The 23,556-nt window shown below is 69.0% G+C and carries 16 protein-coding genes and 1 pseudogene; 8 read left to right on the forward strand and 9 right to left on the reverse strand.

The genetic code is table 11. From position 1 onward, the window contains the following. Positions 1–81 precede the first annotated feature (81 nt). The 3 genes from ACWEKR_RS22980 to ACWEKR_RS22990 all read right to left on the reverse strand — a co-directional run bounded on the left by ACWEKR_RS22980 (position 82) and on the right by ACWEKR_RS22990 (position 3,913). A complete protein-coding gene (locus ACWEKR_RS22980; protein ID WP_452356195.1) occupies positions 82–771 on the reverse strand; it encodes a TetR/AcrR family transcriptional regulator in 690 nt (229 codons plus the stop codon). Continuing rightward, positions 768–3,014, reverse strand: a complete 2,247-nt coding sequence (locus ACWEKR_RS22985) for an MMPL family transporter (RefSeq protein WP_452356196.1) — start codon at positions 3,012–3,014, stop codon at positions 768–770. Before ACWEKR_RS22985 ends, ACWEKR_RS22980 begins: the two co-directional genes overlap by 4 nt. A gap of 80 nt (positions 3,015–3,094) precedes the next feature. Further along, positions 3,095–3,913 (reverse strand): hypothetical protein, encoded by an 819-nt coding sequence (locus ACWEKR_RS22990; protein WP_195084923.1) that lies wholly within the window; start codon positions 3,911–3,913, stop codon positions 3,095–3,097. 452 nt (positions 3,914–4,365) lie between these two features. Between ACWEKR_RS22990 and ACWEKR_RS22995 the strand changes: the two are divergent. From ACWEKR_RS22995 to ACWEKR_RS23010, 4 genes and pseudogenes are all read left to right on the forward strand, one after another. After that, positions 4,366–5,964, forward strand: a pseudogene (locus tag ACWEKR_RS22995) (DNA polymerase III subunit gamma and tau); the annotation flags it as partial. A 1,981-nt stretch (positions 5,965–7,945) separates the two neighbouring features. Beyond that, a complete protein-coding gene (locus tag ACWEKR_RS23000) occupies positions 7,946–9,160 on the forward strand; it encodes an acetyl-CoA C-acetyltransferase (protein ID WP_063018946.1) in 1,215 nt (404 codons plus the stop codon). A gap of 117 nt (positions 9,161–9,277) precedes the next feature. Beyond that, the gene (locus tag ACWEKR_RS23005) at positions 9,278–11,428 is read left to right on the forward strand and encodes a 3-hydroxyacyl-CoA dehydrogenase NAD-binding domain-containing protein (protein WP_452356197.1); all 2,151 of its coding nucleotides are present in this window, start codon (positions 9,278–9,280) and stop codon (positions 11,426–11,428) included. A 112-nt stretch (positions 11,429–11,540) separates the two neighbouring features. Beyond that, positions 11,541–12,638 (forward strand): esterase-like activity of phytase family protein, encoded by a 1,098-nt coding sequence (locus tag ACWEKR_RS23010; protein WP_452356198.1) that lies wholly within the window; start codon positions 11,541–11,543, stop codon positions 12,636–12,638. Here ACWEKR_RS23010 and ACWEKR_RS23015 read toward each other — a convergent pair. Then, complete coding sequence (locus ACWEKR_RS23015; protein WP_452356199.1) at positions 12,635–13,117, reverse strand: MarR family winged helix-turn-helix transcriptional regulator; 483 nt, start codon at positions 13,115–13,117, stop codon at positions 12,635–12,637. The genes ACWEKR_RS23010 and ACWEKR_RS23015 overlap by 4 nt on opposite strands. 367 nt (positions 13,118–13,484) lie before the next feature. Here ACWEKR_RS23015 and ACWEKR_RS23020 point away from each other — a divergent pair, with 367 nt between their 5' ends. Beyond that, positions 13,485–17,066 carry a protein kinase domain-containing protein gene (locus ACWEKR_RS23020; RefSeq protein ID WP_452356200.1) on the forward strand — a complete coding sequence of 1,194 codons (3,582 nt, stop codon included), beginning with the start codon at positions 13,485–13,487 and terminating at the stop codon, positions 17,064–17,066. A 10-nt stretch (positions 17,067–17,076) separates the two neighbouring features. Here ACWEKR_RS23020 and ACWEKR_RS23025 read toward each other — a convergent pair whose 3' ends face one another. After that, a complete protein-coding gene (locus ACWEKR_RS23025) occupies positions 17,077–18,393 on the reverse strand; it encodes a class I SAM-dependent methyltransferase (protein WP_195084920.1) in 1,317 nt (438 codons plus the stop codon). Beyond that, positions 18,390–19,832 carry an FAD-binding oxidoreductase gene (locus ACWEKR_RS23030; protein WP_452356247.1) on the reverse strand — a complete coding sequence of 481 codons (1,443 nt, stop codon included), beginning with the start codon at positions 19,830–19,832 and terminating at the stop codon, positions 18,390–18,392. The genes ACWEKR_RS23025 and ACWEKR_RS23030 overlap by 4 nt, the downstream gene beginning before the upstream one ends. 199 nt (positions 19,833–20,031) lie before the next feature. Between ACWEKR_RS23030 and ACWEKR_RS23035 the strand changes: the two genes are divergently transcribed. Further along, positions 20,032–20,466 carry an SRPBCC family protein gene (locus ACWEKR_RS23035; protein ID WP_195084919.1) on the forward strand — a complete coding sequence of 145 codons (435 nt, stop codon included), beginning with the start codon at positions 20,032–20,034 and terminating at the stop codon, positions 20,464–20,466. A 54-nt stretch (positions 20,467–20,520) separates the two neighbouring features. Here ACWEKR_RS23035 and ACWEKR_RS23040 read toward each other — a convergent pair whose 3' ends face one another. From ACWEKR_RS23040 to ACWEKR_RS23050, 3 genes are read right to left on the reverse strand one after another with little or no spacing between them, the layout of a single operon-like run. Continuing rightward, positions 20,521–20,868, reverse strand: a complete 348-nt coding sequence (locus ACWEKR_RS23040; protein WP_195084918.1) for a VOC family protein — start codon at positions 20,866–20,868, stop codon at positions 20,521–20,523. Between the two features lie 13 nt (positions 20,869–20,881). Beyond that, positions 20,882–21,694, reverse strand: coding sequence for a MerR family transcriptional regulator (locus ACWEKR_RS23045; RefSeq protein ID WP_452356201.1), 813 nt, complete (start codon positions 21,692–21,694; stop codon positions 20,882–20,884). 51 nt (positions 21,695–21,745) lie between these two features. After that, positions 21,746–22,369: a hypothetical protein gene (locus ACWEKR_RS23050; RefSeq protein WP_452356202.1), complete on the reverse strand. Its 624-nt coding sequence runs from the start codon at positions 22,367–22,369 to the stop codon at positions 21,746–21,748. A gap of 194 nt (positions 22,370–22,563) precedes the next feature. Between ACWEKR_RS23050 and ACWEKR_RS23055 the strand changes: the two genes are divergently transcribed. After that, entirely contained in the window at positions 22,564–22,896 is a 333-nt protein-coding gene (locus ACWEKR_RS23055) for a YbaB/EbfC family nucleoid-associated protein (protein ID WP_195084915.1), read from the forward strand. Between the two features lie 13 nt (positions 22,897–22,909). Beyond that, the gene (gene recR, locus ACWEKR_RS23060) at positions 22,910–23,518 is read left to right on the forward strand and encodes a recombination mediator RecR (protein ID WP_067799767.1); all 609 of its coding nucleotides are present in this window, start codon (positions 22,910–22,912) and stop codon (positions 23,516–23,518) included. Positions 23,519–23,556: the final 38 nt, after the last annotated feature.

The following is a 23,556-nucleotide window of genomic DNA, read 5'->3' on the forward strand; positions in this document are numbered from 1 at the left end:
GCACTCCTTCCGCGCGCGTGCGCTGGAAGGAAGTTACCGAACGGTCGCTAGCGGGTCGACAATCGATCGGCTCGAGCGCGGTCAGGCCGGCGGCGAGCCCTTCCTGACGCGGCGCAGCCACGTGGTGACCGTGTCCGGCGTGGGCGGGTCCGCGCCGACCAGGTCGAGCACGCTGTAGCCGAGGCACGCCGCGCCCATCACGCGCGAGGCGACTGCTTCCGCGTCGCCCCAGGGCAGGAAGGGCTTGGCCAGCAGCAGGGAGGCGATGCCGTGGGCGACGGACCACAGCTCCAGCACGATCGGCCGCGGGTCGCGCGGCGCCATCGTCCCGTCGTCCATGCATTTGCGCACCGTGGCCGCGAAATGCTGGAACGCCCCGCTGGTGAGGACCTGATCCACCGCGCCTTCGGTCTCGGTGGGCGCGGTCGCGAGCCGGTACTGCTCGGGATGCGCGAGGGCGAAGCGGACGTAGGCCATGCCTTGCTCGTGCAACTGCGTCACCGGGGAGGCCGCGGGATCGGTGGCCGCCCGCATCGCGTCGGCCAGGTCTTCGAAGACCTGGGCGACCACCGCCTCGATGAGCTCGTCCTTGTCGGCGAAGTGCCGGTAGATCGACGGCGCGCTCACACCCACCAGCTTGCTCACCGCCCGGATCGAGACGGCATCGGCGTGCCCGGTCCTGGTGAGCAGGTCGGCCGTGGCGCGCAGGATCTCCTCGCGCAGCTGCGCGCCGGAACCGCGCGGCGAGCGTGGGCGTCTGCCGCCGATCATGCCCGCCCTGCGGTTTCCAGCGGACGGGCGGCGGCGTCCTCCTCGCCCTCGGTCAGACCGATCTTGGCGTGCAGGCGGGCCAGCGGTGCGGGCGCCCACCAGTTGAGCGGACCGAGCAGGCGCATGAGCGCGGGCGCGAGCAGACCGCGGATGATCGTGGCGTCGGCGAGCACGGTCAGCGTGAGACCGAGGCCGAGCAGCTGCATGAACGACACCTTCGCGGTCACCAGCGCGCCGAGCACGATGGCCATCAGCACGGCGGCCGCGGTGAAGATCCGGCCCGTGCGAGCCAGGCCGACCGCCACCGCGCGGGTGTTGTCGTGGGTGGCCAGCCACTCCTCGCGCACCCGCGACAGCAGGAACACCTCGTAGTCCATGGACAGGCCGAAGGCCAGGCAGAACATCAGGATCGGCATGGTCGGCACCAGGTAGCCGACCGCGGTGAAACCGAGCAGCCCGGAAAGGTGGCCTTCCTGGAACACCCAGACCATCGCGCCGAAGGCGGCGGCCAGCGACAGCGTGTTCAGCACGAGCGCTTTGATCGGCAGCACGACGCTGCCCGTGAACAGGAACAACACGATAAACGTGGTGAGGGCGATCAGGGCGGCCGCGAGCGGAAGCCGGGCGGCCAGCGCCTGCAGCGAGTCGGCGTTGGCCGCCGCAGCGCCGCCGAAGAGCGCCTCGCCCGGCGCCGGGACGGCCCGGATCGCGTTCAGTTGACGGTCACCGGCGGGGGAGAACGGATCGAGCTTCGTCGCGACACTCAGGTAGGTGCCGGTGTCGTTGCTCATCCCGGGCGGTGCGGGCGCGACCCGCGCGCCCGTCACGTAGACCCCGGCGGCGGAGAGGACGGCGGGCACGCCCTCGACCTTGGACAGTTCGGCGGCGTATCCACCGAGCGCCGCGGTGTCGCCGCGATAGCCGTCCAGCACGATCGTGGTGCTGGCGACCGGGTCGGCCTGAGGGAACTGGGTGCGCATGGCGTCGCCGACCTGGCGACTGGACGCGGTTTCCGGCAGCACCCGGTCGTCGGGATAACCGAACTGCACCGACAGGAACGGTGCGCCGAGTGCCAGCAGCAGGGCGATGATCACGATCGCGACCGGAGCCGCGTGCCGCATCACCACGCCGGCCAGCCGGTACCAACCGCTGTCCTCGGGCGCGTGCGGACCGGGTGCGGGCGCGTCGCGCCGGAACAGGCGGCGCAACGGAGCTCGCAGGTCGAGGGAGTTCACCCGGTGCCCGAGCAGGACCAGCGCGGCGGGCAGCACCAGGATCGACGCGGCCGCCGCCGCGGCGACGACCGCGACGCCCGCGTAGGCGAAACTCTTCAGGAAGTACAGGTCGAACACGCTGAGCACGGCCAGCGAGAGCGCGACGGTGAGCGCGGAGAACAACACGGTGCGGCCCGCGGTCTGCACGGACCGGATGGTGGCCGCGGCCGGATCCAGGCCGCGCGCCAGCTCCTCCCGGAAGCGGCTGACGATGAACAAACTGGAATCGATGGCCAGCGCCAGACCCATCGCCGTCGTCATGTTCAACGCGTAGATCGAGACATCGGTGAACAGCGTGCACAGGCGCAGCAGCGCCAGCGTCGCCAGGATGGCGAACACGCCGATGGTCAGCGGGAGGGCCGCGGCCACCAGGCTGCCGAACACCAGGACCAGCACGATCATCGACAGCGGGACGGCGACGCCCTCGGCCAGGGTGAGGTCTCGGGTGGTCTGCTCGGTGACGTCGTGGTAGATCGCGGCGATGCCGCCTTGGCGGACTGTGATGCCGTTGGAGACGCCGGCGAACTGCCCCTCCAATTCGCTCGCGGTCTTCTGGACCTGCGTCTCGTCGCCGTCGATGTAGGCGACGACCAGAGCGCTCTTGCCGTCGGTGCTGCGCAACGCGTTCGCCAGCGGTTGCGGGGTGGTCCAGTAGGACTGCACGCCCTGCACGTCACCGCGGTTCTTCAGCGCATCGGCCAGCTCGATGCCCGCCGCCCTGGTGGCCGGGTCGTCCGCCCCCGCGTCCGAGCCGACCAGCAGGACGAAATTGGGCGCTGCGCCGGAGAAATTGTCGGCGATCAGCTCGGCGACGCGGGCGGACTCGGCCTCGTTCGACGTGAACCCGCCGGACTTCAGATGCGCGGGCGCGGTGGCGCCGAAAACACCGCACAGAACGGCGATGACCAGGGCAGCGGCCAGCACCACGCGCGGAGATCGGGTGATGAATCGGGCTGTCCGGGTCAGCATCGCGGCTCCGCTCGCTAGGTTAACGGCGTTAGAGTAACGCTGTTAACCTATGGTGTCGAGTCCGCATGGTCCGCTCCGGCTCAGCCACGAGATCTACGGATGGCACGCAAACCGCGTCGCCCGGGCACGGGCAGGTCGTCGCGCATCTCCACCCACTCCGCGGTGGTCAACCACAGCTGCTGGGCGCGGGCATCGGCGGTGTTGTGGAAAATCCGGCGGCCCCGGTCGTCGCGCAGTTCTTGCGCCACCACCGACCAGCGCGGCGGGCGGCCGTGCTCGGCCTGGTAATCCGCCAGATAGGTCGCGATCGCGGTGCCGATGGTGTTCACGGGGCGCAACGAGACCCGGTTGCCGTACTGGGCGGCGTAGAAACGCCGGGCGGCGCACAGGGACCGTGGATTGGCGTTGGAAGCGATCCACCCCGCGCGCTGGGCCCGCTCGATCAGCCAGAGGTGTTTGACCGCCGACGGCGCGATATTGCCGACGCGGGTGCGGATCAGGGTCATGATCTGCTCTGTGCACAGCACATCGCGCCGGGTGGGTCCGTAGCCGTGCGCGGTCCAATGCGCGTCCGCCAGTTTGGCGAGCACCCGGCCGAAGTCGTCGATACTGCGCTGGGCGCGGCGGCCGAGCCGTTCGATGCGCTCGGCCTCGCGGCGCATCTCGTTCTGCGCGGTCAGAGTGCGGATCGCGGCCATGGTGGGCACCTGGCCGCGTTCGAGGAGTTCGAGGATGGCCGCCGCGGTGGTCGGATCGGCGGCCGCGGTGACCGGCAGCGAGTCGCGCTTGATCGCGAACTCCTGCGGGCTGATGGCGCGGCTCAAGAGGGCGACGGCGGAGCGGTCGCCTGCGAAATCGGTGCTGGACAGCCAGGCGGCGGCGATGTCGTCACACGACACGGTGGACGGTCCTCCGGTGGAAGTGGGGATTGGTCGCTGGTCACCCGTGGGCTCAGTTCGGTAGGTTGTGCCCCGGTCGGGATGAGGGACCGGCCGGGGTCACCAACCTGATGAAGGTTTGGCTACCGAAGTTGCCGAGTGCCACGTTAGCCAGCGGATTGCATCGCTGTCACCCATGGTGACGGTTTCGTTATTTCCAAAAAGTCGTGGTGAATCGGGGTAGGAGTCCATATTTTCCGGCGCGGACGGGATGCTTCGGTGGGCAAGTCCGACCTTCCCTCGTGCAGCGTGAGCGATAGCTCTAAGGTTGCTATCGCGTGCGTACCGGTCGGCCCCCGAAGAAGGCGATGCGCATGTTGTGATGTAGATCACATAAATTGTTCCGATCGGGCCATCCTCGAACGCGGCGGGCGGGAATGTCCTTTGTCGGCGGTCGCCGGTAACCTCTGGCCGTGGCTCTGTACCGGAAGTACCGACCGGCAACGTTCGCTGAGGTGGTGGGTCAGGAGCACGTCACCGACCCGCTGAGTACCGCGCTCGACACGGGGCGGATCAGTCATGCCTATCTGTTCTCCGGTCCGCGCGGCTGCGGCAAGACGTCTTCGGCGCGCATCCTCGCCCGCTCGCTGAACTGCGCGGAGGGGCCCACCTCGACGCCCTGCGGCACCTGCTCGTCCTGTGTGGCGCTGGGGCCCGGCGGTCCGGGCAATCTGGACGTCATCGAGCTCGACGCCGCGAGCCACGGCGGCGTCGACGACACCAGGGAACTGCGTGACCGCGCCTTCTACGCGCCCGCCGAGTCCAGGTACCGCGTGTTCATCGTCGACGAGGCGCACATGGTGACCACCGCCGGGTTCAACGCGCTGCTCAAGATCGTCGAGGAGCCGCCGGCGCACTTGATCTTCATCTTCGCGACCACGGAGCCGGACAAGGTGCTGCCCACCATCCGGTCGCGGACGCATCACTACCCGTTCCGGCTGCTGCCCCCCGCCACGATGCGCGGACTGCTCGGGCGGATCTGCGAGCAGGAGCACGTACCGGTCGAAGAAGCCGTGTACCCCTTGGTGATTCGCGCGGGCGGCGGGTCGCCGCGCGACAGCCTCAGCGTGCTCGACCAGCTGTTGGCCGGCGCGGGCCCCGAGGGCGTCACCTATGCCCGCGCGGTCTCGCTGCTCGGCGTCACCGACGTGGCACTGATCGATGACGCGGTCGAAGCGCTGGCCGCCGACGATGGCGCCGCGCTGTTCGGCACCGTCGACCGAGTGATGGAGGCAGGCCACGACCCTCGGCGTTTCGCCGTGGACCTGCTCGATCGTTTCCGCGACCTGATCCTCTTGCGGGCGGTGCCCGACGCCACCGAACGCGGCCTGGTCACCGGCCCCGAAGACGTGCTCGACCGGATGCGTGACCAGGCGGCGCGTTTGGGCTCGGCCACCCTCACCCGCTACGCCGAGCTGCTGCACGAGGGGCTGGGCGAGATGCGCGGAGCCACGGCGCCGCGGCTGCTGCTCGAAGTGGTCTGCGCGCGCATGCTGCTGCCCTCGGTGTCCGACGCGGAATCCGCCACGCTGCAGCGGTTGGAACGGTTGGAACGCGGACTGGCCGGCGGGTCCGTCGGTTCCGCCCCCGCCGCGTCCCCGCCGCCTGCTTCCGCCCCGGCGGCCGCGGCCGGGCCGTCCCGTCGCCGAGGCGCCGAGGCGCTGGCCGCGATTCGGGAGAACCGCGGGGGCGGTCGCTCGGCTGCTGAAGCCGGTGGTGGTCCTTCCGCAGGCGTTCCGGCGCGGACCGGTGGTGCGGAGGGGGCGGCGCCCGCCCCAGGCGCGTCCGCTGACGCGGAATTCGGCGAGCGCTCGGCATCGAGCAGTGGGCCGGGAACAGAATCATCTCCCGATATGGCCGGGCCGCGTGGCGGTGGGCAATCCGCGGGCAGCGAGCGTCTGCGGTTGCCGGCCGGTGGCGCGTCGGCCCCAGGCGGTCCCTCGGCTGCTGAAGCCGGTGGTGGTCCTTCCGCAGGCGTTCCGGCCCGGACCGGTGGCGCGGAGCCTGCCGCGCCGGTATCCGAAACGGACTCCGCTGCTGTGCCCGGCAGTCGGCCGGTGGGGACGATGCCGGTGGGAGGGCCGAGCGCGAGCGCCGAGACGAGTGCTCCGACCATCGGGACGGCCGCCGCATCTGGGGCCACGCCGGGGGTGGCCGGGTCGGCAGGCGACGTGGAAGGTGGTGGCGTCGGAACCAGGCGCGTTTCTTCCGAACCCGCTGCCCCGCAAGGCGGTTCCGATGTCGCATCGCCGACGGGGTCTTCACCGGCCGAGCAGGCGGTGGGTTCTCGGCCTTCGGGCCCGCAGGCGGCGTCGCCCGCCGCCGATCGCGATCGCGGAGCCCCGGACTCGGGTGGCGCGCGGCAATCTGCTGTGCGCCCCGACCAGGGAGGCATGTACTCGGCTGCTGCGCGGGAGTCTGCTGTCGGACGTGAGCGTGGGGTCGGGGAGTCGAGTGATGCGCGGGACTCGGCTGTGGGCCAGGATCGCGGGGCTGCGGATTCGGCTGTCGCCCGAGGTTCTGCTGTGGAGCCCGATCGTGGGTCCGGGGGCTCGGGCGATAACCGGGACTCTGCTGTCGGCTGCGGGGCTGCGGATTCGGCTGTCGCGCGGGGTCCTGCTGTCGGACCCGTGCACGGGGCTGCGGATTCGGCTGTCGCCCGAGGTTCTGCTGTCGAGCCCGATCGCGGGTCCCGGGACACGGGCGATAACCAGGACTCTGCTGTCGGCCGCGGGGCTGCGGACTCTAGTGCCGTGCGAGGTTCTGCTGTCGAGGGTGAGCGCGGGTCCGGGGACTCGAGTGCCGCGCGGGATTCTGCTGCCGGACCCGCTCGCGGGGCCGCCGATTCGGCTGCCGCGCGACGTTCTGCCGTCGGTCGGGAGGCGCGGGACGCGCAAACGTCCTCGCCGGAGCCCGCAGCCGGTTCTTCCGCGGTTTCGAGCGATGATCTGCTGCGCGAAGTGGAAGCCGCTTGGGCGGACATCCGGGCGAAAGTGCGGGAGTTCGGCGCGGCCGTGCAGGCGATGCTCGCCGGCGCGTCGGTCGCCCGGGTGGAGGGCGCGGTCATCGTCTTCGCGCACCAGCATGCGCCGTTGGCCCAGCGCCTGTCCGATCCACGGAATCTGGAAGCGGTGCGGTCGGCGGTACGGGCGGTGCTCGGACGCGACCACGAGGTGCGCTGGGAAGCCGGTGGCGCGGCGCCACGGCCCGCGGCGGCGCCACGGGCGGGCGGAGCGGGCAACCGTACCCGCGGGCAGGCGGGCAATCAGCCGGGACGTGAATCCGGCAACGCGGCAGGACGTGCTTCGGGCGCCGCTGCCCCGCCACGGTTCTCCCGCCCGAGCCAGACGAGGAACGCGAGCGCCGACAAGGCGGGCAACGCGGGGCGTTCCCGAGCGGGCGGAGCCGACGCGCGTCCGTATCCCGCGGACGACGACATCCCGCCGCCCGACTACCCGGACCTGCCCGACGACCCGGGCCCCGCGGACTATCCGCCGTACGACGCCGGGCCGAGCGCGAACGACGCTCCGGCCGAGCGCGGCTGGGACCGCGACGGGGTCGTCCCGGCCTCGACGCCGGAGGAGGAGCAGGAGATGATGGCCGCCGCGGCCGATCCGGTGGCTCCCGGCGACCGGCGCGACCCGGACGAGGTCGCCCTCGAATTGCTGAAGAGTGAGCTGGGTGCCACACGGCTGGATGGTTGACAACCACCGTTCTCGCGACGTTAAGTTAACCGGAGTTCGCACTCCACGGTAGTATGGACGGGTAGCCGGGAGCTTCGGTACGCCGACGTTCTATGGTATGCCCAGGCGTACGGGCGACCGGGTCGTGCGTCCGCTGTTGCCTGCCTGGTTTTGTACAGCGTTAGGAACGGTCGGCCGCAAGGCCGGTCGGCGAGGTCAGCCGCAGCCATGCCGCACCCGCGGTGTCGCCGCACACCCGCGCTCGGACGGGCATACGTCCGGCCGCAGCACATTGAGGAAGGAACACTCCATGACCACAGAGGCCTACATTTACGAGGCCATCCGCACTCCGCGCGGCCGTGGCAAGAAGAACGGCTCGCTGCACTCGGTCAAGCCGATCGATCTGACTGTTGGTCTGATCCAGGAGCTGCGCGGCCGCTTCCCGAACCTCGACGAGGACCGGATCTCCGACCTGATCCTCGGCGTGGTGGCGCCGGTCGGCGACCAGGGCGCGGATATCGCCCGTACCGCGGTCACCGTGGCCGGCCTGCCCGACACCGTGGGTGGCTTCCAGCTCAACCGCTTCTGCGCCTCCGGCCTCGAGGCGGTCAACCTCGCGGCCCAGAAGGTGCGCTCCGGCTTCGATGACCTGGTCATCGCCGGTGGCGTCGAATCCATGTCGCGCGTGCCGATGGGCTCCGACGGCGGCGCCTGGGCGCTCGACCCGGCCACCAACTACGACACCTACTTCGTCCCGCAGGGCGTCTCCGCCGACCTGATCGCCACCATCGAGGGCTTCAGCCGCGACGACGTCGACGCCTACGCGGTGCGCTCGCAGGAGCTGGCCGCCAAGGCCACCACCGGCGGGTACTTCGCCAAGTCGATTGTCCCCGTCAAGGACCAGAACGGCATCGTCGTGCTGGACAAGGACGAGCACATGCGGCCCGGCACCACCGCCGAGGACCTGGCCAAGCTGCAGCCGTCCTTCGCCGTGATCGGTGAGATGGGTGGCTTCGACGCGGTGGCGCTGCAGAAGTTCCACTTCGTGGAGAAGATCAACCACGTGCACCACGGCGGCAACAGCTCCGGCATCGTCGACGGCGCCGCGCTCGTGCTCGTCGGCACGGAAGAGGCGGGCAAGGCCTCCGGCCTGACCCCGCGTGCGCGCGTCGTCGCGACCGCCACCAGCGGCGCGGACTCCACCATCATGCTCACCGGTCCGACCCCGGCCGCCAAGAAGGTGCTGGCCAAGGCGGGCCTGACCCTCGACGACATCGACCTGGTCGAGATCAACGAGGCGTTCGCCTCCGTGGTGCTGAAGTTCCAGAAGGACCTGAACGTCCCGGACGAGAAGCTGAACGTCAACGGCGGCGCGATCGCGATGGGCCACCCGCTGGGTGCGACCGGCGCGATGATCACCGGCACCATGGTCGACGAGCTGGAGCGCCGCAACGGCCGCTACGCGCTGATCACGCTGTGCATCGGCGGCGGCATGGGCGTGGCCACCATCATCGAGCGGGTCTGATTTCCCAACCGACAGCTGAAGATTTACGGCGGCGTGAGCGTCAGGCCCGGAGACGGCAGCCTGCGTAACCACGTAGGGCCGCGAACGCCGCTAATTCACCAAGGAGACAACAGAGCTGTGAGCGAAACCAACATGATCGGTTGGGAGCAGGATTCGGACGGCATCGTCGTGTTGACGATGGACGACCCGAACCAGGGCGCCAACACGATGAACGAGCTGTACAAGAAGTCGATGACCGCCACCGTCGACCGGCTCGAGGCGGAGAAGGACACCATCACCGGTGTCGTGCTGACCTCCGCGAAGAAGACCTTCTTCGCGGGTGGCGACCTGAAGAACATGATGAAGGTCGGCCCGGACGACGCCCAGGCGCTGATGGAGGAGCTCACCGAGATCAAGAGCGCCCTGCGTCGCCTGGAGCAGCTGGGCAAGCCGGTCGTCGCGGCCATCAACGGCGCCGCGCTCGGCGGCGGTCTGGAGATCGCGCTGGCCACTCACCACCGCATCGCGGCGGACGTGCCGGGTTCGCAGATCGGTCTGCCGGAGGCCACCCTCGGCCTGCTGCCCGCGGGCGGCGGCATCATCCGCACCGTGCGCATGCTGGGCCTGCAGAACGCCCTGATGCAGGTGCTGCTGCAGGGCCAGCGCAACAAGCCGGCCAAGGCCAAGGAGATCGGTCTGATCGACGAGCTCGTCGGCTCGATCGAGGAACTGGTTCCCGCGGCCAAGGCGTGGATCAAGGCCAACCCCGAAGCCGGTGTGCAGCCCTGGGACAAGAAGGGCTTCAAGATCCCCGGCGGCACCCCGTCCTCGCCCGCCTTCGCGGCGAACCTGCCCGCGTTCCCGGCGAACCTGCGCAAGCAGCTCAAGGGTGCGAACATGCCTGCGCCGCGCGCCATCATGTCCGCCGCGGTCGAGGGCTCGCAGGTCGACATCGACAACGCGTCGCTGATCGAGTCCCGCTACTTCGTGCACCTGCTCACCGGCCCGGTCGCGAAGAACATGATCCAGGCGTTCTTCTTCGACCTGCAGACGATCAACAACGGCGGTTCGCGTCCGAAGGACGTGCCGAAGAAGGAGATCAAGAAGGTCGGCGTGCTCGGCGCGGGCATGATGGGCGCAGGCATCGCCTACGTCTCGGCCAAGGCGGGCTACGAGGTCGTGCTGAAGGACGTCTCCATCGAGGCGGCCGAGCGCGGCAAGAACTACTCTGAGAAGATCGAGGCCAAGGCGCTGTCCCGGGGCAAGACCACCGAGGAGAAGTCCAAGGCGCTGCTGGACCGGATCAAGCCGACCGCGGACGCGGCCGACTTCGCCGGCGTCGACTTCGTCATCGAGGCAGTCTTCGAGAACACCGAGCTGAAGCACAAGGTGTTCCAGGAGATCGAGGACATCGTCACCCCCGACGCGCTGCTCGGCTCGAACACCTCCACCCTGCCGATCACCGGTCTGGCGACCGGCGTGAAGCGCCAGGAGGACTTCATCGGCATCCACTTCTTCTCGCCGGTCGACAAGATGCCGCTGGTGGAGATCATCAAGGGTGAGAAGACCTCGGACGAGGCCCTGGCCCGGGTGTTCGACTACACCCTCGCGATCAAGAAGACCCCGATCGTCGTCAACGACAGCCGCGGCTTCTTCACCTCGCGCGTGATCGGCACCTTCGTCAACGAGGCGATCGCCATGCTGAAGGAGGGCATCGAGCCCGCCACCATCGAGCAGGCCGGTCTGCAGGCGGGCTACCCGGCCGCGCCGCTGCAGCTGTCGGACGAGCTGAACATGAAGCTCATGCAGAAGATCGCCAAGGAGACCCTGGAAGCCGCCCAGGCGGGCGACACCACCCTGGGCGTCAAGCGGCACCCGGCGCAGGACGTCATCGACTACATGGTGTCCGAGGGTCGTCCGGGCCGTCTGGAGAAGGCGGGCTTCTACGAGTACGACGAGAACGGCAAGCGCACTGGTCTGTGGCCGGGCCTGCGTGAGCACTTCAAGACCACGGCGGACTTCGGTGTGCCGCTGCAGGATCTGATCGACCGCATGCTGTTCGCGGAGGCGATCGAGACCCAGAAGTGCTTCGACGAGGGCGTGCTCACCTCCACCGCCGACGCCAACATCGGCTCGATCTTCGGCATCGGCTTCCCGGCCTGGACCGGTGGTGTGCACCAGTTCATCGTCGGTTACCCGGGTGGCCAGGAGGCCTTCGTGGAACGCGCCGATTACCTCGCCAAGAACTACGGCGAGCGCTTCGAGGTCCCGGCCTCGCTGCGTAAGTAGTTTCCGCCGCAAGGCAAGGGCGAAGCCCGCCACCGTGTTTCGCGGTGGCGGGCTTCCGTCGTTTTCCGGCCCGTTCACCGTCGCGTCCGTTCGGCCGGATAGGTTGGCAGCCGTGCCGAGACGTAGTCGCCCTGTTCTGATCGCCGGTTGCGCCCTCGCGCTCGCCTCGGCCCCGGTCGCGGCCGCCGCCCCGGTGGCGGCGCCCTCGGCGCGCTTGCTCGGCGAGCAGACGATCGCATCGAATTCGGATTTCGAGGGCACCGTCGTCGGTGGTCTCTCCGGAATCGATTACTCCCCTCGTACCGGTGAATTCGTGCTGATCAGCGACGATCGGTCGAGCAAGAACCCGGCCCGGTATTACACCGCGCGCATCGAGGTCGGCGAAGGCGGTGTCGGACCGGTGACCTTCACCGGCACGCGACCGTTGCCGACCGCGACGGGCGCCGTCTACCCGCCGATGTCGGTGGACCCGGAGGAGATCCGGGTGGACCCGTGGACCGGCGACTACTACTGGACGCAAGAAGGCGAGCGGGCCGGCGCCGTGCTGGACGACCCGTCTGTGCGGATCACGCACCCGGACGGCTCCTACGTCGGTGAGCTGCCGATTCCCGACAACGAACGGATGCGTCCCGACGCCGGTCCCCGGCGGAACGCCGCGCTGGAGGGGGCGACCTTCCTCGCCGCGGGCGCGTTGTTCGCGACCTCGATGGAGGGGCCGCTTCTGCCGGACGGCCCGGCGGCGACCACGACCAGCGGAGCGCTCACGCGCATCACCATCCAGGCTCGATCCGGTCCGCTGCTGGCCCAGTACGCGTATCCGGTGGAACCGATCTTCGCCGAATCGCGGCCTGAACCAGGCCGCGGCGAGACCGGGATCGCGTCCATCCTCGCCGCCGATCCGCTCGACCCCACGAAACTCCTTGTGCTGGAACGGTCCTTCTCGCCGGGCACGCCCAACAAGATTCGCGTCTACGAGGCGGACCTGAGCGCGGCGACCAACATCCTCGACGCCCCGATCGGCACCGCGCGTCCGATGACCAAGCGGCTGCTGATCGACCTCGACGACGTCGGGCTCTCCGCCGTCGACAACGTGGAGGGCATGACCTGGGGTCCTCGCCTGCCTTCCGGCGAACGGACCCTCGTCCTGGTGAGCGACGACAACTTCGACAGCCGTCAGATCACCCAGATCATCGCCCTGGCCGTCGCCTAGTCCGCCGGACGCAACTCCTCGGCGGCCGCCTGGTACGCGGCGGCGGCCCTGGTGAAGTAGTCGAACAGCACCTCCTGCTGTTCGGGTGCGTAGCCGCGGATGATCTCGCCGATTCGTTGTCGCGCGGGGGCGAGGACCTCGTCGAGATCGGCGGGCTTGCCGATCAATTCGACGGTCACCTTGCGCCGGTCGCCCGGGACGGGCGCGCGGCGGACGTAACCGGCGTCCTCCAGGCGGTCGATCAGCCGCGTGGTGGGGCCGGTGGTCAGTCCGCTGCGCGCGCCGAGCTCGCCGGGCGTCATCGGTCCCGCCAGTTCGAGGATGTTGAGCGCGTAGAGGTCGGTGGCGCCCAGGTCGACCGCCCGCGCGCCGGCTTGTCCGTGCAACATGACCGCGCTCAGGTAACGCCGATAGACCGAACCCGCGTCCGGTGGTAGGCCGCGTGCCGCGGAATCATCGTCGGGATCAGGCGTTGACACCGAATTCCTCCACGTCCAACTTCTACCGATATAAACAGGCTTCTCGAAAGAAGAAAACTCCGTGCAGAAGCAACTTAGCACGGCGCTTGCTTGACGCCATCCTCGTGGGGTAACCCTCCTGGTGAACCCGATGTGGCGGTGTGGTCATGAGCCGAGGCGACGTCTGCGAAGACCCTCGATCCCCACCGCTGCGCGGCGCGAAACACGCGGATCCGAGACACACCCGTCCTCTCCGGAAACGTCACCCGTGTGATACCGCACCGCGCTACGTTGGAATATGCGCAGACATATCGGACACGACGTCCGGGGTGTCGGCGCGGAGTTGGTCGCCGATGTCGCCGATTCGATGTGAGTTCGAGGTGATCACATGAATCCACAGACGCGTTCGGGCCGGGTGCGCCCCGAATCGACTGCGGCCGAAACGAACACACAGCGGCAGACACCCGTCGACATCGCCGACGAACTGGAGGCGATGGGCCTGTCCGGAGCGGTGGAGATCGGTCGCGGCGGGTTCGGCGTGGTCTACCGCTGCGTCCAGACCGCGTTGGATCGCGTGGTCGCGGTGAAGGTGCTCCCCTCGGAGATCGACGAGGAGAGCCGCGAGCGGTTCCTCCGCGAGGAACAGGCGATGGGCAGGCTGTCCGGTCACCCGAACATCGTCGACATCCTCCAGGTGGACGTGACGGCGACCGGCATGCCGCTGATCGTCATGCCGTACTGCACGCACGGGTCGCTGGAGAAGCTGATCCGCGATCAAGGCCCGTTGACGTGGGCGGACTCGCTGCGCGCCGGCGTCAAGCTGGCGGGCGCCATCGAGAGCGCGCACCGCGCCCGCATCCTGCACCGCGACGTGAAACCGGCCAACGTGCTGCTCAGCGGCTACGGCGAGCCGCAGCTGACGGATTTCGGCATCGCCCGCATTCCCGGCGGGTTCCGCACCTCGAGCAGCATGATCACCGGTTCACCCGCGTTCACCGCGCCGGAGGTGCTCAAAGGCGACGAGCCGACCATCCGCTCCGACGTCTACGGCCTCGGATCGACGCTGTTCGCCCTGCTCACCGGGCACGCGGCCTTCGAGCGGCAGGCGGGCGAGCGGGTAGTCGCGCAGTTCTTGCGAATCACCACCCAGCCGATACCCGACCTCCGTGCACAGGACATTCCACCGGATGTGGCCACCGTCATCGAACACGCGATGGCTCCCAGTCCGCGGGATCGCCCGGCCAGTGCCTACGAGTTCGGCGAGATGCTGCGTGCGGTGCAGCGCAGCCATGACCAGCTGCCGGACGAGATGGCACTGCTGGACACCACGCCGGAGGTCGAAGCGGCGGCGCCGACCGCGATCGGCGAACCGACCGTGGCCTGGACCGGCTCTCGTCCCGCGGTCACCGCCCGGCGCAGCTGGCCGTTGACGCTGCGTCCCGCCGTCTCGCAGCATCCCGTGTCCGCGACGACGACACCGCCGACCGCCGTGACCAAATTCCGTCCTCCGACGCCCACCCGGGATCCGATACCCCGGCCGCGTCTGCTGGACATCCTGCGCGGGGGCGGGCGGCGCAGGCTCGCCGTTATCCACGCGCCCGCCGGATTCGGCAAGAGCACGCTGGCCGCGCAGTGGCGCGCCGAACTCACCGAGGGCGACGCCGCCGTCGCCTGGATCGGGATCGACCGCGACGACGACAACGAGATCTGGCTGCTGGCCCACCTCATCCAGGCCATTCGCCGGGTCCACCCGGACGTCGGCGCGGGTCTGGAACAGGTGCTGGAGGAGCGGCCGGCCGACGCCGCCGCGTTCGTGATCCCCACCCTCATCGACGAGATCCATACGGCGGGCAAGACGGTCGTGGTGATTGTCGAGGACTGGCAGCGGATCACCGACGCGGGTGCGCATCGGGCGATGGAAGCCCTGCTCGACAACGGTTGCCACCACCTGCGGTTCGTCGTGACCAGCCGAGAGCAGTCCGGCCTGCCGACCAGCCGCATGCGGGTGCACGACGAACTGGTCGAGATCGGCTCGGCCGCGTTGCGCCTCACCGAAGCGGAGACCAGGCAGATCCTGGTGGAGCGCAACGGATTCGACCTCACTCCCGAGCAGGTCACCGATATCCACATCGCCACCGACGGCTGGCCCGCGGCCATCCAACTGGTCGGACTGTCGCTGCGTGGCAACGCCGACCCCGCCCAGCTGATCGCCACGCTCTCCGAGGGCAACCACGGCATCCGCGAATACCTCGCCGAGAACGTGCTCGACACCTTGGAACCGCGAATGCTCGAGTTCTTGATGTCGATCGCGGTGACCGAGCGGGTGTGCGGCTCGCTCGCCGCGGCGTTGTCCGAGGAGCCGGACGCCGAACAGCTGCTCGAACAGGCCGAGCAGCGCGAGTTGTTCCTACGGCGCATCCAGCACGACCCGGAGTGGTTCCGGATGCAGCCGCTGTTCGCCGAGCATCTGCGGACCCGGCTGGAGCGCGTCCACCCGGGCAAGGTGAAGTCGCTGCACCGCAAGGCTTCACGCTGGTACGCCGAACATCAGCTGCTGCGCAAATCGGTCGATCACGCACTGGCCGCGACCGACCTGAAGATGGCGCTCGACCTGCTCGAGGGCGGCGGCATGGACCTCATCGACGGTTCCCGGCTGGCCACCCTGCTCGGCAGCGTGTCGAAACTGCCGATGCAGCAGGTGGCCTCGCGCTCGAAATTGCTGATGGCGGTGGCCAGGGCGAATGTCAACCTGCAGCAGTCCGGCGCGGCGCGCAACGCCCTCGGCAGGCTGTCCAACATCCTGGCCCGCGGTTCCACGAGCGACGCCGACGTGCGTGTGCAGCGCTGCCAGGCTGCGGTGCTGGCCGCGTCGGACCAGATCGCGCGCGACCGCACCGAAGGCGTGCTGGACCGGGTCGCCGACTGCCTGCGGGAACCGGATGACCTCCCGGCGTGGACCGTCTCGACCGCGGCGAACTTGACCACCTTCGTGCGCCTGTGCGGGTTCGACTTCGAGGGCGCGAGGAAGATGCAGGAGTGGGCCGAGGAGTACCACGAGCGCTCGAAGGACCCGCTGGGCCTGGTGTTCGGCCGCTGCGGCCAGGGCGCGGCCGCCTACGAGCAACTCGACGTCGCCACCGCCACGAGTTGCTTCCAGCAGGCGTGGGACTCCGCGCGCGAGCGTTCCGGACCACGCTCGCACGCGGTGCGCGTCGCCGCGGCGCTGCTCGGTGAGATGAGCTATCGCCGGGGCGATCTGGAAACCGCCGACCGGCTGCTCGACGAGAGTCACGAGCTGGTCACCCGGGTCGGGCCGGTGGACTTCCTGATCTCCACTTTCGTCGTCGGCGCCAGGGTCAAGGCGGTCGGCGGGGACCTGCTCACCGCGGCCACGCGACTGGAGGAGGGCGCGCGCATCGCCGCCGACAACCGCCTGGCCCGGTTGGCCGCGCACATCCGAGCCGAACGGCTCCGCCTGGGCCTGCCGCTGGAGCCGGGCGAACGCCGGTACACCGATCTCAGCGAATCGACGCCGTTGCAAGCAGCGCATCGGCTGACCGGCGGCGCCTTGCTCACCGCCGAAGCCGAGGAACTCGCCGCGATTCGCGCGCTGCTGGCCGAACACCGGCACGGCTCCGAGGACCGAGCGGTCCGCCGCGCCCGCGCGCTGTACGACCACACCCTGCAAAAGCGCCGTCCGCGCGCCCAATTGGACGCCGCGGTGCTGCTCGCGGAATGCCTGGCCGCCGCTGGCTGGGTCGGCGAGGCCACCAATCTGCTACTGCCCGCCGTCGCGACCTGCGCCGGCCTCGGCTGGACCAGGCCGCTGCTGGACGCGGGGCCCGGCGTGGTCGGGATCCTGCGCGTCCTGCGGACCGACCTGCCCGCCTCGGCGCAGGTCGGCGACATCGAACTGCCCGCCCCGTTCCTCGACGAAGTCCTGAACGAGGCGGGCAGCAGCGCCTACTGAGCGAACCCGGTTACGGCTGCCACCACGGGCGCAGCGGTACGGTCCATGCGCCGTCCGGGGGCAGCTTGACCCCGAGCACCTGGTGCAGCTGAACCACGTTGCGCTGGAAGCCGAGCCGGCAACCCGCCATGTAGAGGCCCCACACCTTCGCGGTGCCCTCACCGACCTCCGCGACGCAGGCGTCCCAGTTGGCCACCAGGTTCTTACACCACTCGTGCAAGGTCAGCGCGTAGTGCTCGCGCAGGTTCTCCTCGTGCAGCACCTCGAGACCGATGTTCTGGATCTCGGAGATGATCCGGCCGGAGCCGATCAGCTCGCCGTCGGGGAACACGTAGCGGTCGATGAAATCGCCCGCTTTGGTGGTGCGGGTGTTGTCCGGGCGGGTGATGCAGTGATTCAGGAACAGGCCGCCGTCGCGCAGCTTGTTCTTGATGTACTCGAAGTAGAACGGGTAGTTGTGCACCCCGATGTGCTCGGTGAGCCCGATCGAGGAGACCGCGTCGAACTCGCCCTCCGGCACGTCGCGGTAGTCGGAATGGCGCACTTCGGCCAGATCGGCGAGACCTTCCTCGGCGATCTTCTTCTGTGCCCAGTCCGCCTGCTCGGCCGAGAGCGTCGCGCCGATCACCTTGACGCCGCGCTTGGCCGCGTAGCGCACCATGCCGCCCCATCCGCAGCCGATGTCGAGCAGCCGGTCGCCTTCCTTCAACCGCAGCTTCTCGAATACCAGGCGATATTTGTTCTCCTGCGCCTGCTCCAGCGTCCAGCTCTCGTCGCCGTAGGCCGCGCAGGTGTAGGTCATCGACGGGCCGAGCACATACTCGTAGAACGTGTTCGAGACGTCGTAGTGGTGGTGGATGGCTTCGGCGTCCCGGGTCTTGGAGTGGCGCAGGCCCTCGAAGGCGATCCGCCGCCAGCGCGGCAAGGTCTCCTGCGGCGGCGGGGCGACCGGCTTGAGCCGCTCCCAGCCCAGCGAGCGCGCGATGGTCACCAGGGCCAGCGCGGACGGGCGGCGGAACTTCAACCGCTCCATCGCCTTCAGGATCGGGTACGGATCACCGGGATGCACGCCGCCCGCGATCATGTCGCCCGCGATATAGGCGCGGGCCATGCCCAGATCGCCGGGGGCCGTCGCCAGATAATTGATCCCACGCGGGGTCCGGATGTCCAGCGTGAACTCGGAATCCTGCGGCCCGGTCGCGCTGTCGTCGTAAGCCGTCAACCGGATCGGAACTTCGCCCTCGACGAGGGACTCGAAGATTTCGGCAATGCTGAGTTTGGTTCCGAGATCGTTGAAGACATCGGAACGGTCCTTGAATGTCGTCATTTGCGTTGCACCGCCTTCGAATACAGATCCAGCAGGCGCTGGTCCGGGTCGTAGCGTTTCTTGAGTTCGGTATAAGTGTTTCCGCCGTAGAGCGCGGCGAATTCATCTTTGTCGTAGAAGGAATCCGAGTACAGCGACTTATGACCGTCGAACTCGGTCACCGTGCGCTCGATGGCACGATTGGCCGCGCCCTCGTGCTGCCCGGGGGTGGTTGGCACGGCCGACCAGAAGCCGACATTCACGTAGGTCCGGTCCGGCTCCAGGGGATACAGCGGCCAGGCGCGTCCACCCGGCCGGTTCGGGCCGCCCGTGTGGCGCAAGCGCAGCGGGCACAGCCAGATCGGCTCGATCGGGATCTCGCGCAAGAACCATTCCACGAAGTCGGCGGTGCGTTCCACGGGCACCTCGATGTCCTGCACTACTCGCTCGCGCGGGGGATTGCCCTTGCGGGCCTCCAGCTTGTCGCCGATGGCGTACTTGTGGTCCAGCGCGACGAGCTTCCAGTAGAAGCTGCTGCGCCGGTAGCGCTTCGGCCAGAACCGGCGGATCTTCGGGTTCTGCGTGCCGAACGCGCGCGAGCACCAGAACCAGTCGGTGTCCCAGCGCCACAGGTAGTCGTGGATGGTCAGGCGGTCGCGCTTGGGTGTGGCCCCCTCGTGTTGCAGAGACCGGTAGTAGACGTCCATGCCGGTGTAGTCGCTCACCGGGCCCGGTTCGTCGGTCCGGCGGCCCAGCGTCAGGTAGCTCTCCTCGGCGGAGAACACGACGCCGTCGAGGTAGTCGACGGTCTCGCCCTGGTAGACCCGGTCGGTGACGATCGCCGCGAGCGTCGTCTCCAATTCGCGCACGTCACGGAAACGCACGTGCCGCAGCGCGACGTACGGCTGCACTTCCTCCAGTTCGATCTTCAGCCGGACCGTATAGCCCAGCGTGCCGTAGGAGTTCGGGAAGCCGCGGAACAGATCGGCGTGTTCGTTGTCCGGCGTAGCGGTGAGGATCTCGCCCGCACCGGTCAGCACATCCATCTCCAGCACCGACTCGTGCGGTAGACCGTTGCGGAAGGACGTGGACTCGATGCCGAGGCCGGTGACCGCGCCGCCCAGCGTGATCGTCTTGAGTTGCGGCACGACCAGCGGCGCGAGGCCGTACGGGAGGGTGGCCGCGACCAACTCCTCGTAGGTGGTCATGCCTGCGACGTCGGCGGTCTTGGCGGCCGGGTCCACCGCGATGACCCGGGTGAGTCCGGAGACGTCGAGGCCGGGCGCGGTGTTCTTGGCCCTGGCTCGGAATAGGTTCGAGGTCTTCTTCGCCAACCGGACGTTGGCGTGCTCGGGTATCGCGCGGTAGCTCGCCAATAGGCGGTCCACGCCCGCTCGATGCGCGGCAAATCCTGATTCGCGTGCGGCCGGTGCGTGTCCGGCCTTCCCCAACAGACTCACTGCCACCCCTCGACGCTAGTACGGACCCCACGGCTGGGCTACCGCTCGGCCACGGTGGCGGAGAAATGTCACGCACATGTTGCGAAGTGGAATACCGAATTGTCCGGAGTGGTTCGCCGTACCCTCGCCGCTCCGCTCCCGCGCAGGCAGGGCAGGATGGAGACCGGTCGAGACACCGCATCCGGACAAGGAGCTCATTGTGGGACAGGTCAGCGCCAGTAGTTCGATCGACGTGGCGGCGGATCCGCAGCGCGCGCTGGAGGCCATCGCCGACTACGACACGGTACGTCCGCGCATTCTCTCGTCGCACTATCGCGACTACAAGGTGGTCGAAGGCGGCAAAGGCGCGGGCACCGTCGCGGAATGGACGTTGCAGGCCACCGAGAAGCGCTCACGGAACGTGCACGCGGTCGTCTCCGTGTCCGATTCCATTGTCACCGAGCGCGATTCGAATTCGACGTTGGTGAACACCTGGACCGTCACCCCCGAGGGCGCGGGCGCGCGGGTCACGCTGCGCACCACGTGGAAGGGCGCGGGCGGCATCGCGGGCATCTTCGAGGGCATCTTCGCGCCGCTGGGCCTGAAGAAGATCCAGGCCGAGGTGCTCGGGAACCTGCAGCGCGAGCTGGCCTGATCCGGCGGTCGCGACGACGGTCCGTCCGGGCCGTCGTCGCGATCTACCCGGGAATCACTCGGACTCGATGTCGAAGAGGTTCCCCTCGGGATCGGCCAGCGTAGTCCACCTCAGGCCCCACTCGTCGTAGTCGGCCACGTGCTTCGCGCCGAGATCGATCGCGCGCGCGACCTCGTCCCGGCCCGATGCGTGCAGATCCAGGTGGATCACGTTCTTGCCGGGGTTCTTGTCGGGCACCCGGGTGAACATCAACACGGGCGCGGCGCCCGCGGCCCGGCCGACGGTCGCGAACTCCGGGGTCGGGTCGGGATCGACGGGCGTCTCCAGCAACTGTGACCAGAATTCCGCCAGGGCGCCAGCATTCTCACAATCGATGGTGACGTGGGCGATCGACAGCGTCATGGATATCTCCTTTTCAAGGCTGGGCGATGGGCCAGCACACTTCGGTCCGGTAGGTGGCGGGATCGTCGGACACGTCCGGTCCGACCAGGTACATCTCGCGGATCGGCTCGGAGAGCGCGACGTCGTGCTCGGCGACATGACTGCCCAGCGCGCCGTAGGTTCGGTCGAAATCCTCGAAAGGACCCTCGTGCACGGCGACGGCGAACCGGCGCGCGGGCAGCTCGATCGCCGAAAGTTCCGCGGGCAGTGCGACCTCGGCGTCGGCGAGGGGGACGAACGCGACGACCGCGCCCTCGTCGTGTTCGAAGAAATCGGTGCCGTAGGTGGCCCCGCCGACGCCGGCGGGCGTGATGTCCGCGGCGGCCAGCGCCTCGTACAACGCCTGGAACGTCGCAGCGCACCACTCGTCGATGTGTTCGCGCGCCACCGTCGCCCCGATCGCCGCCGCCGGGAACGCCGCCACCGCGCGGTACTCCACGGAGATCGGCGCCGAGGGCGTCAGCAGCGCGCGCAGCGAGGCCACGACCGCGCGGGTGCGGGCCAACTCGGCCTCCATACGCTCCAGATGCGCGCGCAGCGTGGCGTCACGGGCGTTCTCGTCCGGCGCGGCGAGCACCGCGCGGATCTCCGGGACCGGCATGTCCAGCTCGCGCAGCCGCCGGATCAACTGTGCCTGCGAAACCTGTGCCGTCGCGTACCGCCGATAGCCCGAACTCGCGTCTACGCCGACCGGAGCGAGCAGGCCGATTTCGTGGTAGTAGCGCAACGTCTTCACGCTGAGATTGCTCAGCCTGGAGAATTCCCCGATGGGGACGGTCGCCGTCATGGCATCAGCCAACACCCTCCAGTGACGGGAGGGTCAAACGACACCCGTTGTTCAGGCGAGTGCGAAGGTCAACAGCAGGGTGGTCTGGACGGCGCCGCGCCACCACGAGTAGCCGAACCACACACCGGGGGTGACCTCCCGGATCTCGTCGTAGACCGGCGGCGTCGGCGACGGCGTGTAATCGAGCGCCCAGGCCGGCTGCCCATCGGTCAGGGCAGGCGCCGCATACACGTCGGCGCGCCAGCCCTCGATGCCCGCGCCGGTGAGGCGGTTCATCAGGTGGCCGCCGTCCGGGCCGGTGTAGAAGGTCTTGCCGATCCACAGCGGAGGCGCGACGGCCTGCATGACCGGCGGGCGAGTGACCCAGCCCGACTTCACACCGGTCGGCACGGCGCCGAGCGGCGCGGCGCGGAAGATGGCGTCCTGTTGTTCGGCCGAGCACCGCAAGCGCAGCGAATCGAGCGTCGCGGCCTTGTCGTCGGGGTAGAGCACGCAGCCGCCGCCGTAGTCCGCTACCGCCGGGGTGGGTTCGACCTCGACGCCCTCTTGGACGTCGATCACCTCGATGATCTCCGTGTCCGCCGACGCCGCGGGACCCGCGACGCCGAGAAAGATGCTGGGAACACCGATCGTGAGCACCAGACTGCTCAGGAAACGTGCACGAACTGCGATCATCTTTGTCTCCAGATTTGCACACCGGTCGCCGATCCGGTGTCGATGGTAAGGGGAGCTCGGTCGGTCTCCACCAGAACTACCCAACCTGTTATCCACCATGCGCCGTGGTGATCGCCGACCGTCGGGCCGCGCTCGGGACACGGTGTGGCAGGACTAGGCTGGCCGGTGACACCTTCTCCAGAGAGGACCCTCCCGTGCAGCCAGGTGGCCAGTTCGACATGCAACAGTTGCTCGCCCAGGCGCAGCAGATGCAGCAGGCGGTGATGGAAGCCCAGGCCGAGATCGCGGCGACCGAGGTGGAGGGCGCGGCGGGCGGTGGCCTGGTCAAGGTTACCATCAAGGCCAGCGGCGAGGTGTTGTCGCTGACCATCGATCCCAAGGCTGTGGATCCCGACGACGTCGAGACCTTGCAGGACCTGGTCATCGGCGCGGTCAACGACGCGATGGCCAACGCGCAGCGCGTCGCCGCGGAACGGCTCGGACCGCTGTCCGGCGGCCTCGGCGGCGGTTCGCTGCCCGGTTTCTGAGCCGAGGCAGCGGGTGTACGAGGGTCCGGTCCAGGATCTGATCGACGAGTTGGGCAAGCTGCCCGGCGTCGGTCCGAAGAGCGCGCAGCGCATCGCCTTCCACTTGCTGCAGGTGGAGCCGCCGGAGATCGACCGGTTGCAGGCCGCGCTGCAGAAGGTGCGCGACGGTGTGCAGTTCTGCGTCACGTGCGGGACGGTCTCCGACGGCGAGCTGTGCCGCATCTGCGCCGACCCGCGCCGGGACCGGACCATGATCTGCGTGGTCGAAGAACCCAAGGACGTGCAGGCGATCGAGCGCACCCGGGAGTTCCGCGGTCGCTACCACGTGCTCGGCGGCGCGCTCGACCCGCTCAGCGGGATCGGTCCCGATCAATTGCGCATCCGGGAACTGCTGGCGCGCATCGGGAATCAGGAGGACGGCGTCGACGTCAGCGAGGTGATCATCGCGACCGACCCGAACACCGAGGGCGAGGCCACCGCCACCTACCTGGTCCGGATGCTGCGCGACTTTCCCGGCCTGAGCGTGACCAGGCTGGCCTCGGGCCTGCCGATGGGTGGCGACCTGGAGTTCGCCGACGAGCTGACCCTCGGCCGCGCGCTGTCGGGGCGGCGCGCGCTCTAACCGGCGAGAACTCTTACCGCGAGCGCGATTGCGCCCGC

It is taken from the genome of Nocardia sp. NPDC004573, assembly GCF_053602135.1.